14 protein-coding genes are annotated in these 14,111 nt (G+C 61.3%); 8 read left to right on the forward strand and 6 right to left on the reverse strand.

Annotated elements, in window-relative coordinates; all coding sequences use genetic code 11:
* Positions 1–122: 122 nt before the first annotated feature.
* The 6 genes from BSL82_RS17980 to BSL82_RS18010 all read right to left on the reverse strand — a co-directional run bounded on the left by BSL82_RS17980 (position 123) and on the right by BSL82_RS18010 (position 7,954).
* Complete coding sequence (locus BSL82_RS17980; RefSeq protein WP_006961814.1) at positions 123–3,032, reverse strand: Tn3 family transposase; 2,910 nt, start codon at positions 3,030–3,032, stop codon at positions 123–125.
* Between the two features lie 483 nt (positions 3,033–3,515).
* Positions 3,516–3,737: a DUF6771 family protein gene (locus BSL82_RS17985; protein ID WP_072598944.1), complete on the reverse strand. Its 222-nt coding sequence runs from the start codon at positions 3,735–3,737 to the stop codon at positions 3,516–3,518.
* A gap of 55 nt (positions 3,738–3,792) precedes the next feature.
* On the reverse strand, positions 3,793–4,533 hold the full coding sequence (locus tag BSL82_RS17990; RefSeq protein ID WP_083579371.1) for a recombinase family protein: 741 nt from the start codon (positions 4,531–4,533) through the stop codon (positions 3,793–3,795).
* Positions 4,534–4,722: 189 nt separating this feature from the next.
* Positions 4,723–5,625 carry a plasmid replication initiator TrfA gene (gene trfA, locus BSL82_RS17995; protein ID WP_072598946.1) on the reverse strand — a complete coding sequence of 301 codons (903 nt, stop codon included), beginning with the start codon at positions 5,623–5,625 and terminating at the stop codon, positions 4,723–4,725.
* A 480-nt stretch (positions 5,626–6,105) separates the two neighbouring features.
* Positions 6,106–7,374, reverse strand: coding sequence for a plasmid replication protein RepC (gene repC, locus BSL82_RS18005; RefSeq protein WP_072598948.1), 1,269 nt, complete (start codon positions 7,372–7,374; stop codon positions 6,106–6,108).
* A 166-nt stretch (positions 7,375–7,540) separates the two neighbouring features.
* A complete protein-coding gene (locus tag BSL82_RS18010) occupies positions 7,541–7,954 on the reverse strand; it encodes a hypothetical protein (protein WP_158011124.1) in 414 nt (137 codons plus the stop codon).
* A 126-nt stretch (positions 7,955–8,080) separates the two neighbouring features.
* On the opposite strand from BSL82_RS18010, the gene BSL82_RS18015 reads away from it, so the two are divergent.
* Genes BSL82_RS18015 through BSL82_RS18050 form a run of 8 tightly spaced genes read left to right on the forward strand, consistent with a single transcriptional unit; the run spans position 8,081 to position 14,107 of the window.
* Positions 8,081–8,443 (forward strand): hypothetical protein, encoded by a 363-nt coding sequence (locus tag BSL82_RS18015; protein WP_072598950.1) that lies wholly within the window; start codon positions 8,081–8,083, stop codon positions 8,441–8,443.
* Positions 8,440–9,120, forward strand: a complete 681-nt coding sequence (locus tag BSL82_RS18020; RefSeq protein ID WP_072598951.1) for a lytic transglycosylase domain-containing protein — start codon at positions 8,440–8,442, stop codon at positions 9,118–9,120. Before BSL82_RS18015 ends, BSL82_RS18020 begins: the two co-directional genes overlap by 4 nt.
* Entirely contained in the window at positions 9,117–9,449 is a 333-nt protein-coding gene (locus BSL82_RS18025) for a TrbC/VirB2 family protein (RefSeq protein WP_072598952.1), read from the forward strand. Before BSL82_RS18020 ends, BSL82_RS18025 begins: the two co-directional genes overlap by 4 nt.
* 4 nt (positions 9,450–9,453) lie before the next feature.
* A complete protein-coding gene (locus tag BSL82_RS18030; protein WP_072598953.1) occupies positions 9,454–9,810 on the forward strand; it encodes a VirB3 family type IV secretion system protein in 357 nt (118 codons plus the stop codon).
* Positions 9,803–12,205: a VirB4 family type IV secretion/conjugal transfer ATPase gene (locus BSL82_RS18035; RefSeq protein ID WP_072598954.1), complete on the forward strand. Its 2,403-nt coding sequence runs from the start codon at positions 9,803–9,805 to the stop codon at positions 12,203–12,205. Before BSL82_RS18030 ends, BSL82_RS18035 begins: the two co-directional genes overlap by 8 nt.
* A 5-nt stretch (positions 12,206–12,210) precedes the next feature.
* Entirely contained in the window at positions 12,211–12,924 is a 714-nt protein-coding gene (locus BSL82_RS18040) for a TrbJ/VirB5 family protein (protein ID WP_072598981.1), read from the forward strand.
* Positions 12,924–13,142: an EexN family lipoprotein gene (locus BSL82_RS18045; protein WP_072598955.1), complete on the forward strand. Its 219-nt coding sequence runs from the start codon at positions 12,924–12,926 to the stop codon at positions 13,140–13,142. The genes BSL82_RS18040 and BSL82_RS18045 overlap by 1 nt, the downstream gene beginning before the upstream one ends.
* 11 nt (positions 13,143–13,153) lie before the next feature.
* Complete coding sequence (locus BSL82_RS18050) at positions 13,154–14,107, forward strand: TrbL/VirB6 family protein (protein ID WP_072598956.1); 954 nt, start codon at positions 13,154–13,156, stop codon at positions 14,105–14,107.
* The last annotated feature ends 4 nt before the right edge of the window (positions 14,108–14,111 follow it).

Raw genomic sequence — 14,111 nt, forward strand, 5'->3', positions numbered from 1 at the left:
GGTGGCTTTGCCCTCGTACAGTAACATTGGTGACGGAACCACCCTTTTGTGACATGTCGTATATGTCACTTCCGATCGTCACGTTCGGGTGCACCCAAATGGTGCGAGCGGAAAGGCCCCGGTCAGGCAGCAAGCCGCCCAAAATCGATCCGGCTATTCAGATCGAGGTCGAAGCGGCCATAAGGATTGACGTGGCTGTAAATCAGCGGTGTGAGGCCGCGATAATCATCCGGCGTCATCCGGCCCGTCCATTTCGGTTCCACCAGCACGCTCTGAAGCATTCGGGTGTTCACATAGACAAGCGACGCTTGCAGCAAATGTAGCGCCAGGACCGAGAGCTGCTGCTCATCGATGCGGTTAGTGGCGATCTCGCCGCCCTTGCCGAAGAAAACGAACCCATTGGCACTGTTCCAGTTTTCAACGACATTCAGGCCTTCATGAATTTCGCGGCGGAAGGACTCCTCGCGCAGATACCGGCACAGGAAGATCGTCTTGACCGCGCGGCCCAGCTCACTCAACGCCTTGTAGGTCGGGTGCATCACCTCGGAGCGGCTAAACCGGCGCAGGATCGCCTCCGGGTCGGCGGTTTTTGTCTGCATCGCGGCTGCATATTTGACCATCTCGTCATATTGCTGCTCGATCTCATCCCAGTTGATCGGACTGGAGAGGATCGGCTGCAAGTGGGGAAGCCGCGTTCGCATGCCGACATCGGGAAGAGCCAGCTTCTGGCGAGCGATCGCTTTCAGGCGGGGTGCAAGCTCAAATCCGAGAAGCCGGCAAAATGCAAAGCCAACCGCGCTTTGGCCATGACTATCAACATATTGTCGCTGGATTTCCATGTCGGTGCAATGGCGCAGCACGCCCTCGATCATGGAGGCGACCTCGGAGGAAGAGCAGCGCTTGAGCTGGGAATAGACGCATGTCGCGCGTCGTTCGACATGCCAGTAGATCATGACGCCCCGTCCACCATAACGCGCATGCCATTCCGTCATCAGGTTGCGATCCCAGGCTCCGAACTTTGTGGAATCTGACGCACAGGCCGTGCCGGCGTCCCCCCAGACTGCAGCATTGCGGATTGCCAGGGTCGCATTCGCAACCCTGGCACACGCCTCCTTGAGCGCCGCGGCATGAACGAAGCGGCGATGGACATGCAGCAGCTCTTCATAGCTGACATCGGGGGTGGCGCCGGCGATCCGCTTGAGCCCGGCATTCGTTCCCAGGCCGTAGAGGCATAGCAGGAGACGTTGATCCAGCGCGGTTTTCGGCAGTGCAACACGCGAGGCCGATGTTTCGAACGCTTCGAGAAGTCCCGTATCAAGGGCAGCCTCCTTCAGTACGTCGAGCAGCCCGGTCATCGGCCAGCGTTGGCCGATCTCGGTCTTGATCGAGGCGAGACCCCTGGGTTCGGGCAAGGGTTTGAACGGGGTGAGAGATATACGGTTCTCGCCGCGCCACAGCAGCCGAACCTTGTCGTTCCGGGGAATATTGGCATTGAGGAGCAACAGTTCCTGAGCAAGCTCTTCCCGGATGGCGCTTGAAAATGCACGCGCATCCGCCGTCAGGTTCAATCCTGTGTAATATGCTTCTCGCCGCGCATCGAAGTCCTTGGGAAGATCGTCATCGGGATTGCGGTATCGGTCCGCCCCGACAACCCAGATTTCCTTAGAACGGATGCGATCGCGCAGTTGCGCGAGGACACAAAGCTCATAACTGATCCGGTTTACGCGCCCCTCTTCATCAATGACGGAACTGCGCCATCTCGCCGGAATGACCTCGTCGACCGGCACTGCGTGCGGCGGCACGTAGCGGCATCCATCATCCACTTTGCTTCTGATCCAGTCCAGGGCCGCCAGCACCGGACGCCACACGGCGTTGTTCGACCGGAACTCCAGTGCCGAAAGCAGGCTTGGCAGCATACGGCGATAATGATTGGCCCATGACCTCCGCATCACCTTGTAGATCCGCCGATCCAAGGCGCCCTTTGCCTGGCTTTCCTTGATGATCGCCGCCAGTTTGTCCTTGCCGGCGATTGGGAAAATGACATCGCAGATGCGCCCGGATGGATCGTCGATCGAAGCGCTGGCAATCTCGACCAGGAGTCGCTCCTTGCCATAGACCCGCTCGATGTCTTTCGCGATATCGCCCACCACCTTGCGTTTCGAGCGCGATCCGATCTTATGGACCGTCTCGATCAGCAGGTCGACCATCGCATCCGTAAGCTGAGCTTCCCGCGCCATCAGATAAACGGCATAGAGCCCGAGCTGGCGCGCCGGTACATGCCGGCGCATCTCCGAGGCTTTCTCGCCGGCAACCCGGCGAACGATCTGATCGACCCATGCCTTGCCCGTGACCGATAGGAAATCTCGGGGAAGAGCAAGCCGTTGGATAAAGGCGAGTTTGGCGGTCACGCCAAGAATGTTTTCGAGCGTCGCCTGACCTGCATCCCCCTTCATCGTGTTGAAGCCGGTCGGGCCATCGGGATCGGCGAGCGAGGCTTCCAGCAAGGCGACCGCATCCGGCGCAAGCCGATCGCGGACTCGGGCCAACAGGGCCTCCAGATAGAGGTGTCGTTGCGAACGGACGAGGCGTTCCAGCTCCTTGCGCGACGGCCCATAGATACGGCGGTCGCGGCACCACAGGAAAACATGCTCGAGCATGGCATTGATCGGCTGCCCGCCCGCACAAAGATCGTCGGAAATCCACCTCGACAACGCCCTGCGATCCGTCTGCGTCATACGGCGGAACCCGAGATGCCGCAAAATCTCCGCGCAATGCCGGCGGGCGGTGCGCCCGGAAAAATCATAGTGGTTCACGGATTTGGCATCGAGACCAAGTTGCTCCGCCAGATACAAGACACCGTCGGAGGGTATCGACGCATGATCCGGCACAAAGAAGCCATGCCCGGCGAAAAATCTAAGCTGAACCGCCAATCCCAGTCGTGCCGTCTCCGCTTTGCCGGTCACGAACGCGATGTCCGAAAAACTCAGGCTCCAGGAGCCGATCAGATCCCCACTCGAAACGCCAAGGCTCATAACGCCGCTCCCTTATCGGAGCGGAACGTCGTTCCTCGCATGGGCGATCGTCAACAACAACCAGCCCGTTCCCGACGTGTTCTCCAAGATGACCAAAATCGCAGCTTCGGGCCGACTGGGCCAAGAACGCGGAGGGAGAGGGGGGCAGCGAAAATCTGCCGGGGTGGTGCGGGCGCAGCGCAGCGAGCCTCGGTCCGGCTGATTATCGTTGCTGGGGAGAGGGGGCCGCGCGCCCCTTTCCCCGACAGACACAAGGATCTCGCCGCCCTGGGCGGCGTCATTGATCGGCCGCGGCGTCGACCAGGCGGCATGGGTCGTGCCGGCGAGCTGGGCGACGTGGAAGCGGGCAGGGGGCGTTGCGGGGGGACGCGTCCCCCCGCAGAGGGGGTAGGGCGAGACGGCGAAGCGGCTCGAACTCAGGGGGAGACTTCCCCCCTCGATCGCGTAACCCGGACCTCCGAAGCCCGAAGGCTCTCTACGGCGCTATTGGGGAGCGCGTTCGCCTTCGGGCCTGACATCAAGCGGCAGCGCGAGTTGATTGGCGTCGGGGCTAGACGTGCCGATCAATTCTTCGATGATCGCGGCCGCCAGTGCATTTGCGGCCCGCTCGCGTAACTCTTCGTCCGGCATCGTCAAACCAACGCGCGCCCATCCCGGCGCCGCCAGAATGATGGCGGATAGCGCATCCTGTTCGATTCGTTCCATAGAACGATGAGAACAAAAAAAGAACGAAAAGGCAAGATGCGCCGGCGGTGCCGGGCTATTCCATGCGCTTGCGGAGTCGATAGATCGTCGGCCGACTAACGCCGAGCTGACGTGCCACGTCTGACACGCTCTGCTTTTCCAGCATTTCCGCTACCTTAGGCCAATCCTCGTCCGCGAGGGCGTCCTTTCGGCCGCGGCGGACGCGGCGCTTGCTCTCGGATTCGGCATAAACTTCCGCGTTCTGGACTTTGGCGGCGGCCGCGAGCGCTCCGACAACAGCGCGGCCTCCATCGACACCATCGGGGTCGAGCTTCAGCGGTTCGGCCAGCGTGCGCACACCGCATCCGAGGCAAATAATCGACCAAATCGTTGCAACCAGGTCAGGAAGCGAAGATGCCACTCGATCGAGGCTGCCAGTGACGAAGATATCACCCTTCTCAAGATCCTCGATAGCAGCGGCACGCTGCGCAAAGCGACGGGTAGGGCGCTGGGGAAGATCATCGCGGAAAATGATCTTACAGCCTGCCTTGCGCAATGCTTTTTCCTGATCGTCCAGCGACGGGCCGGTAAGCGTTGCGCGCGCATAACCAATCAAACGCGCTGCCATCGGAGCCTCCCCTGCGTTGTGGGAAGGTAGCCTTGCAATGCTGGCGAAATTGGCATGATCGATGGCCGCGGTCCGGGCAGGCGCTGCACAACCGAAAAAATCGCGCCCTGCCGGCGACGCGTCTCCGGGGCGAGAGGCGTGCCGGCCCAAAGCCGGGTGTTGGAAACACTGGCACAGCGCAGCGCGCATGCGCCTTTACCGTTGCCGGTTGGACATGCGCGCATGCCACCCGGCCGAAATGCCGACCGAGAAGCTGCGCTTGAAAGGTTTCCATGCCTCAGCTCACGTCTCCGTGAGTTGCCTTGATCTCTAATCGGCCAAAGCACGAAGGCCAAGAGACTTTGCTGAGGCTGAGGAACGCGCACACCCCGAACGAGGTCAAACAGCGGGCACAAGCTGAGTGGTCAGGGGAATAGGATGCGAGCGGGTTCGATTCGCGCGAGGCGTGATAACAACCGTTGTAAGCACCTCGCGTCGGCGCGGCTTGGGCGCACCGGGTTTTGGCGGCACCACGACATCATAAAGCGCCATCTGATATTCCGGAAGCTCATCAGCCTCGGCGATGCCTTTCAGGGTATGTTTGAAGCGCGGCGCCGTATCGTTGCTGCCGACATGGCGACGAAGCACCTCGATCTCGATCTCCCATGGTTCGTCGCCGTCGCAATGGGAGCGCGCCAGCTCGTATAGGCGCCGTTCGATCGGCCCCAGCGAGAAGTAATCATGATGATAGGCGAGGATGCGCTGATCCAGCTTGATCGCGCGATATAGCCAGTCGCAAAGCCGGACGCGAACCGCCTTCAGCCTCTTATCGCCCCCGCGCCCGCGCGTCGAATAAGCCAGCTTGGCCTCAGCGAGCCAAGAGAAGTAACCTTCTTCGCCCTCGCCGCCGGTCTCGATGTTGGTCCGGATCTGCGTGCCCTGAAGTCGTGACAAGGCTTCAGAAAGGCGAGTGTAGGAGCGAGCCGAAAGACTGGTTCCTGTCACCCGGAAAAAGTCATGCGCGGTGAACGTAAAATCCTGCCCGACCGGCTCGCCTTCGCGGAGCTTCGCGGCCATGAGGCTGGCGATGTAGAGCACGATTTCTTTATCATAGATGGTGGCGACCCCATTTTGGCTTGGGCGCACCTCGATCGACACATTCTCCGAATGATATTCGATCGGTTTCATCTGGGCGGTTTTGGTGAGGGCGAAGAAGGGGAAGGCCATAATGGACCGCTCACCCCGAACATCACCATGCAGGGGGCTGTCGAATACAAAAAGGTCGCCTTGGCTGGAGGCCACCCCGGTCCTTCCTCTTTCTGATCGCCGAAAGCACGAATCCGCCGCGCTTTTTCCGATTCTCAGATTGTCCCCGCTCCGATGCGAAGTAAACCGGGACACCCCCTTCCATCGCTGAAAGCACGAATCTTTGACGCATTTCCGGCGGTTTGGAGAACGGTTTTGCACGATACGTTGAGGCCGATCGCCGGAAAATGACCGTTCGATTCGTGCTTTCGCCGATTCTTGGGCACGCCCGGATTCGTGCTTTCAGCGATTCAAGGCAACCTGATTCGCATAGACGAATCGACAATGCCCGTGCGGCGGCTGCTTTCGTGCTTTCGCCGATGGCTGGATTTGGGTCCACGAGCGCCGAAATCCGCGCAATCGTGGGATCGGCATTGTCGGAAACCCCGGAAAACAGCGATTTTTCTTTGCCGCGAGCGTCGCGCCCGGTCGATTTTCGATCATCGCCGAAAGCACGTTCGTTCGTTGGATCGAGCATCACTGGATCTCCGCCGCCTCGCGGAGACCATGAAAGGTCCGGCCTAGGTGCAGCTCACCGATCGTCGCGCGCTGGGTCATGGCGCGCAGATAGCCGCCAGCGTTGGTCACTTGGCCCTCGCGTTCCTTGTGCGCGACGGCGATCATCGCCGCGGCCGCACCGCGCCGGCCCATTATCCGGCAGGCTTCCCGCCAGGTGTGATTGTTGATGAAGAGATAGGTCGCCTGCTGCTCAGCGATGGCGATCAAATCGCGCCACGTTCGAGTGCTGAGGTCCAGTTCCCAGCAAATCTCGCTGCACGCCTTGCCGATAAAATCGACGTCGATCCCGTATTTGTCGAGGTCCGTTTCGACACGCGATGCCGGTGAAGAAGAAGCGCCTCCCTCGCCGCTACTGCCCCCTGCCAAGCTATTACGTATTTCTGCATTAGCAGGTTGGAGTTGGGTTGTAGTTGTATAGTGGGTGCAATTCGCTTCATCGGTGGGTGTAATATCTACTGAATTATCCACCAATTTTCGGGCGTCTTGCGCACCGTCAGCGGCCGTCGAGGCGGTGATGAAGGCGAGATGGACGCGGCGCTTGCGAAGCTCGATCTGATGCACGAGGCGGGCAAGGGCTTCGATATCGGTAAGGCCCCGTGCATGGTCGACGATCATGCGGGCCGTCTCGACTTCCTCCAGCCAGTTACAGCCCTCTAGGCCCTCATCAATGGCCGTCTGGGCGAGCTGAGCAATCGTCTTGCGCGCAATGGTGAGCCGCCGGCGCAGTTCCTGCTTCTCGCGACGAACGGCTGTGGCACGCTCGGCGATCTCGGTAAACTCCATCATGCGCGCGCCGATCGGCCGCAGGTCGAAGCCGTAGCCCCAGACAATATAACCATCGTCGCCACGCGCACCGCCACGATGGCCATTCGGAGAATCCTGCGCGACGATCAGGCGCAGCATTATGGCCTTGCGCAGCAGGTTTTGCACCTGCCGCACCTCTACCCCCAGCTCCTCCGCCAAGCGCTCGTTGCTGGGCCAGACTAAAGGCTGGCGGCCTTCCTGCCAGTCCTGTGGCTTTGTCCATGCGAAAAGCAGGTCGATCAGACGCACGATCCGAGCGCTGGCGCCTATGCTGGTCGCGGCGCGCTTGAAAGCGGCAAGGGCCTGACCATGGGTGGTGCGGCCTGAAAAGCCCCGGAACTGCTGGGCAGTCGCCTCAGCCGCCGCGAAATGCGTATCGTAGCGCCTATATCCGGCGCCTGGTTGCGGGATAGACAACATCATTCGGTCACTCCAATTCTGGAGCCCGTGCGGACACAAAAGATCCGTGGCGCGGAATCGCGCGTTTAGGACTTGTTGTTTATCGAAGGACCGTATAGCTAGAGGTCGTCACACCGGCTTGCTTGCAGGCCCTCGAAAAGCCCGGCCACTGGCCGGGTTTTTTATGCCCTCACCAAAGCTCCTTCCGCGCGTCGTTCATCCGCTGGCAGCGCGCGCGCCCTTTGCTGCCGGATTTCCACATGCGCAGCCGCCCCGTCGGTTCGGCGAACCTTTTCGCGAGAATCGGGAGGGCATGGCTGTGCATGGTCAAGACATCGCCGGAGCGGCCCTGCATGACCACCCGCGAATCCTCGTGCTTTTGGCGATATGCTCCACGAAGATTCGTGCCATCGGCGATAATGACAGCGAAACAAGCTGGATCGGGAAGCCATCTTAGCCGCAGATCGCGATTTGGACGCGATCGTCGCATAGTCAGACGCGATAACTCTATTGATATCTTCGGTGCTTTACTCTGACCCAGCACGGAAGAACGATAACAACTTTCCGCATAATTACCGACTTCATGCGGATATCTCAGGCTCATCCTCTCTGTCTCCCCCGACTCCCGACTCCTGATCGCAATTATGCCTGTGTAACGATGCTTGCCCTTGTAAAACAATAGGGCTATTATGTTACAACAACAGATCGCCCATAAGAAGGGGGAGGAGAGATGCGAAAGCCTCTGGCCGTCTCAGCAAGCGTAGCGCTGCTCGCCACGTTTGCGCCTGCACCGGCCCTCGCAAGCGATTTCGGCTGTCAGGTTCTGTTGTGCCTCTCCAATCCGGGCGGGCCAACACAATATCAGCAATGCGTTCCGCCAATCTCGAAGCTGTGGCGTCAGCTCGCGTTGGGCAAGCCTTTTCCGTCCTGCACGGCGGGCGGCGTCGTCAAAACCAAGGTGCGCAATAAGGACAGCAGCACGCGGCGCCGGGTCGAAATGACCTATGCCGACGGGCGGGTCGTAACCTATTCGCTCGCCGGCATCGAGCGAGCGGCGTCCAATGAAGCGGTGGGTCAGGTCCGCTCGCAATGATTGTTTCGTTCGCCATGGCCCTCGATCTGGCGCGGCAATGCGCTCCGTCGGTGGCCCCAGCGACGATTCTCGCGATTGCTCATGCCGAAAGCGAACTCGATACGCTGGCGATCAACGTCAACGGCGGCCCCAAGCTGCGGCCTGCCACCAGCGCGGCCGACGCCGCGGCACTAGCCCAGCGCTATATCGCCGCAGGCTACAGCGTCGATCTGGGCCTTGGTCAGATCAACAGTAACAATCTCGGATGGCTCGGCCTGAGCGTCGAGGACACATTCGATCCTTGCCGAAATCTTGCAGCAGCCGCGCGCGTTATCGGCCTAAATTACAGCACGGCCGCGCGCGGGGGCGCGAGCGGGCCAGAAGCAATGGGGATCGCGCTTTCGCTTTATAATACCGGGAAGCCGCGCCGGGGTTTTGCCAACGGCTATGTGGCGCGCGTTTACCGCTCGGCCGCGATCGTCAGGCGAGGACTTGGCGCAGCGGCCCCGGCTCCGCCTCAAGCGGTTGCAAGAGGGGAGGGGCGATCCACCCCCATCGCGCCAGCGCCGCCTCCGACGCCTTCCGAGGTCGCTCAAGCCGCACCCAAATGGGACGTGTTCGCGCGGCCCGCCGCGCCAGCGCTCATTTTCGGCCGCCTCAAGGAAGTCGAGGAGCTTCAAGGAGAAATGATGCAATGACCTTTCCGCGTGTCGTCCGTCCGCTGCCGGTCAATCTACCGGCGATCAAACGATGCTTCGGCCTGCTCGTGCTGGCCGCTGCGGTGAGCATGGTGATGACCGATCCGGCCTATGCGCAGGCGGCTGACGGCATCACGTCGATGGCGCAGAATATCCTTTCCTGGCTGACCGGCACGTTTGCCAAGACCATTTCGGTCATCGCGGTCGTGATCGTCGGTTTTATGTTCTTTACGGGCCGCGCCAGCCTGCCGCTCCTCGTTACCATCATTGTCGGCATATTCATCGTGTTCAGCGCGGAGTGGATAGTCGATACGATTACGGGAGGCTGATCCCATGCGCGCGGCCAATCCGTCCAGCAATCAGGAGAAGCTGCGAGAGGAAATCCTATTCCTCGCCGTCACGCGACCGACGATGTGGTTGGGCGTGCCGATCGAGGCATCGCTACCCATCGCGCTCGCCGCCTGTGTGACGCTCATCGTCACGGGCAATCCGCTCTATGCGCTTGCGTTCGGTGGTGCGGCCTTTGCGGTCGCGCGGCTCGTCGTGCGTCACGATGCCAATGCCTTCCGGCTGCTCATGCTGTGGACCCGCACCAAGGCACGTTGCCGCAATCGGGTATGGTGGGGCGGAAGCTCCTATTCGCCGCTGCCCGTCGCGGGCCTCAAGCGCCGGGGATTTCATCATGGCTAGGGGAGCGGCAGCGGAACGGACGCCGTGGCGCGTTCTGCGAAACGAAACGGAGCCGGGCCGCTATCTGCCCTATGTCCGGCATGTCGATCCATATGTCGTCGCACTCGAAAATCGCGACCTGATGACCATGTTCCGGCTCGACGGCCTGTCGTTCGAGACGGCTGATCCCGCCGATCTCAATGACTGGCATGAAAAGCTGAACGGCGTGCTGCGCAACATCGCCGATGATCGTCTTGCGCTCTGGACGCATATCGTTCGCCATGATGTCGCCGATTATCCTGAAGGTCGCTTCCGGTCTGCCTTCGCCGCGGCGCTCGATGCCCGCTATCGCGAGCGGGTTACGGCGCGGCGGATGTTCGTCAATGAAATCTATCTGACCCTTGTGATGCGCCCTGCCGCTGGATCGGCGGATCGAACGGCCGTGCTGCTTAAGCGCATATCGCAAGCCCGGCGCGAAGATGAGGAAATCGACGCGGACGAACTGCTCCGCTTCGAAGAGAAAGCCCGCGATACGGTAAAGCTGCTGGGGCGCTGTGCCCCTCGTCGCCTCGGGACCTATGAATATGGCGGCATCATGTTTTCAGAGCCGATGGAAGTTCTGGAAATGGTGATGATGGGGGTGCACCGGCGAGTCCCTCTGGTGCGCGGTCATCTAGGCGGCGCGCTCTATGGCGAACGGCTGATCTTCGGTCGCGAGACAATCGAGGTCCGCGCCCATGATCGCAGCCGCTACATCGGCATGTTCGGCATTCGGGAATATCCGGCGGCAACCCGTCCGGGCCAGTTGAACGCGCTACTAAGTGCGGACTTCCCGCTCGTCGTGTCTCAATCCTTCGCGTTCATGGGTAAGGCACGAGCTGCTGAGCGGTTGCGGCGCCGGCAGAACCAGATGGCATCGACCGAAGATGCCGCGTCCAGCCAGGCCGAAGATCTGATCGCGGCCGCCGATGATCTGCAAAGCAATCGCTTCGTGCTGGGCGAGCATCATTTTTCGCTGGCAGTGTTCGGCGACAGCATCCGACGGTTGAACGATAATCTTTCCGGCGCGCGCGCAGCGCTGGCCGATGCGGGCCTCGTCGCAGCCCGCGAGGGACCGGCGCTGGAAGCGGCCTTCTGGTCGCAGCTTCCCGGCAACTTCCCATGGCGCTCGCGGCCTGCTGCGATCACGTCGCGCAATTTCGCGGCACTTTCCCCGTTCCACACCTATCCGAGCGGCAAGGCCAGCGGCAACCATTGGGGGCAGGCGGTGGCACTGCTCAAGACGGCAGCTCAATCGCCCTATTATTTCAACTTCCACCACGCCGATATCGGCCACACGCTGATTATCGGTCCGACTGGCACCGGCAAGACCGTGGTGCAGAATTTCCTTATGGCGCAGCTCGAAAAGACAGGCGCACAGCAGATATTCATCGACAAGGATCGCGGCGCGGAAATCTATGTCCGCGCCAGCGGCGGCACCTATCTGACCCTGCGCAACGGTGAACCAACCGGCTTCGCGCCGCTCAAGGGCCTCGACAATAGCCCGCGCAATCTCGCGTTTCTGGAAAAGCTGATCCGCCAGCTCGTCACGCCGCGCAACGGCACGCTCAACGTGACCGAGGAACGCCAGATCAGCGATGGCCTGGTGTCGCTCTCCCGCCTGCCTGCCGATCAGCGCTCGTTCGGTGCGCTGCGCCAGCTTCTCGGACAGCGCGACGCCGAAGGCATCGGCGCGCGCCTTGAAAAGTGGTGCCGGGGCGGCGCGCTGGGCTGGGTGTTCGACAATGAAAAGGACGCGCTCAGTCTCGATGCTCGCTTCATCGGCTTTGATATGACGGATTTCCTCGAAAATCCAGAAATCCGTTCGCCGGTGATGCTCTACCTGTTCCACCGGATCGATGCGTTGCTGACTGGTCAGCCGCTCGTGCTTGACATTGATGAGGTGTGGCGACCGCTGGAGGATGTGGGCTTTCAGGAGTTCGCGCAGGATGGCCTGAAAACCTACCGCAAGCTCAACGCCTTCTTCGTGTTCGGCACCCAGAGTCCGGCCGACACGCTCAAATCGCCGATCGCCCACAGCATCATCGAACAGATGGCGACGAAGATCATCCTGCCCAACCCGAACGGCAATCCCGACGACTATATCAAGGGCCTCGGCCTGACGGGGAAGGAATTCGACCTGATCCGCCACGAGCTGATCCCGGAACAACGGCGGTTCCTCGTCAAGCAGGGGCACGATTCCATCGTTGTCGAACTCGACCTTGGCGGGCTCGACAACGAACTGACCGTGCTCTCAGGCAGGGCAGATACGGTCGCGCTTCTCGATACCATCCGTGCCGAAGTCGGCGACGATCCAGCGATCTGGCTTCCGGTTTTCCACCAGCGGCGGCGCTCGCCCCAAGTCTCGAAAGGATGACGATCATGCGCAAACCATTGATGGCGACCGCCGTGCTGGCGACCATGGCGGCGACCCCCGCCGCCGCGCAGGGCATTCCAGTCTATGACCAAAGCGGCTTTGCTCAGGCGCTTGCCACCGTGAAGAACACGCTCTCAATGATCGAACAGGGCAAGCAGCAAATCAGCGAGGCGCAGGCGCTGTTCGGAAGCCTCAACAAACTGACCGATGTGAACGGCATCGCGACATCGCTGAGCCAGGACGCCGTGCGCCGGTGGCTTCCTCCCGAAGCACGGGACATCGCCGTGCTGATGAACGAGGGGCCGGAGGGGTTGGGCGCCATCGGTAATCGAGCGACGACGATCCGCGATGTCGGACGCGTAAACCTGCCGACGCTCGCCGTTGGCGCACCGCAAGCATCCTTCGATGCGCGCGGTCGCCTCGATACCATGGGCAACGAGGCGGCAAGGGACGCCGCGCTCGCCGAAACAGCCTATGACGTGACACAAAAGCGCACGGATGGACTGGAGGAATTGCGGGGTGCGCTCGACGGCGCAACCGATGCCAAGGACGTGCTCGATATCCAGGCCCGGATCGGTGTGGAAACCGCGCATATCCAGAATGACGCTATGCAATTGCAGGCGGTGGCGATGCGCCAGGCGGCCGGCGAACGGCTTCGCGCTCAGCAGGAATCGGAACGCATTCTGTCGCAAGCCTATGAAAGCCTCGGCAAGCCGTGATGCGTGCCTGCTTGCCCCTCACCGCTGTCGCGCTCGCTCTGGCCACGGGCGCCTGCACGTCAGAGCCGCGCGGCAAGGATCATTTCGAGCGGCATCCGGACGAATTGGCGGCAGTGCTGAAGGCTTGCGCCGACGGCACTCATAACGTGCCCCAGGAGTGCGCGAATGCGGCCGATGTCGACATCTTGCGCAAGGCGCGTGGCTCACTGGGACAATAGAGGGCGCTGGGATGGCGAGCCATCTGTTTGAAAGCATCTACGATAATATCGACGGGAAGCTCGACCTGTTCCTCAACGAACGGCTGACCAATATGGTCGACGTCATCCGTGGGCCGTTGGCGGTCGGCCTGACCATCTACATCGTTCTTTATGGTTATGCCGTGATGCGCGGCGTCATTTCGGAGCCGTGGAGCGAATTGTTCTATCGGATGGTGAAGCTCTGTATTCTCTATCTGGCCGCAACGACCGTGGCCTATTCCGAATGGATTACCCAACCCCTTTTCCATTCGATGCCCGACGCCATCGCCCAAGCGCTCGCGGGCAAGACGATCGACAGCGTGGGCGGCGCATTCGATAACTATTACGCGCAGGCCGACGCGCTGATCCTACGGATCAGGGAGGAAGCGGCGACCTATTATGACGTCAACCCTTGGAAGCTCGTCCTCTATCTGGTCGCGCTGGCCCTGAACGTGCTCGCGGGTCTGTCCGCTGCGATCGGCTTCGCCGTCACCGTCTTTGCCAAGGTGGCGCTGGCGATCATCATCGCTTTGGGACCGCTGTTCATCGCGCTCGCGTTGTTCGAGGCCACTCGCCGGATGTTCTATGGCTGGCTCAGCCAGGCGTTCAACTATCTGGTCCTGATGGGCGTCATCATCGCGATCACTTCGCTCATCACGGATCTCGGCGAAACCGCGCTCTCGCAGTCGCAGGGGATCGTCGATGTGACGGTCGGGGCGGCCCTGTTCGCGGCCTATCTCATTCTCGGAACCGTCTTCTTCCTGCTGGCGCCCACGATCGCGTCGGGGATCGCCATGGGGGCCGCGCTCGGTGTCGGGGACTTCGCGGGCAATACGGCCGCAGGAATCGGGCAGGCCGCGCGCGCGGGCCGCGCCGTGGGCGGCGGCGCAAGTCGCATGTTGGGCCGGGGCAGAACTGCAAGCGGCGGATCACTGCGCGCCAGATGAAGGG

Origin of the sequence: Tardibacter chloracetimidivorans (genome assembly GCF_001890385.1) — a bacterium.
Lineage (GTDB): Bacteria > Pseudomonadota > Alphaproteobacteria > Sphingomonadales > Sphingomonadaceae > Tardibacter > Tardibacter chloracetimidivorans.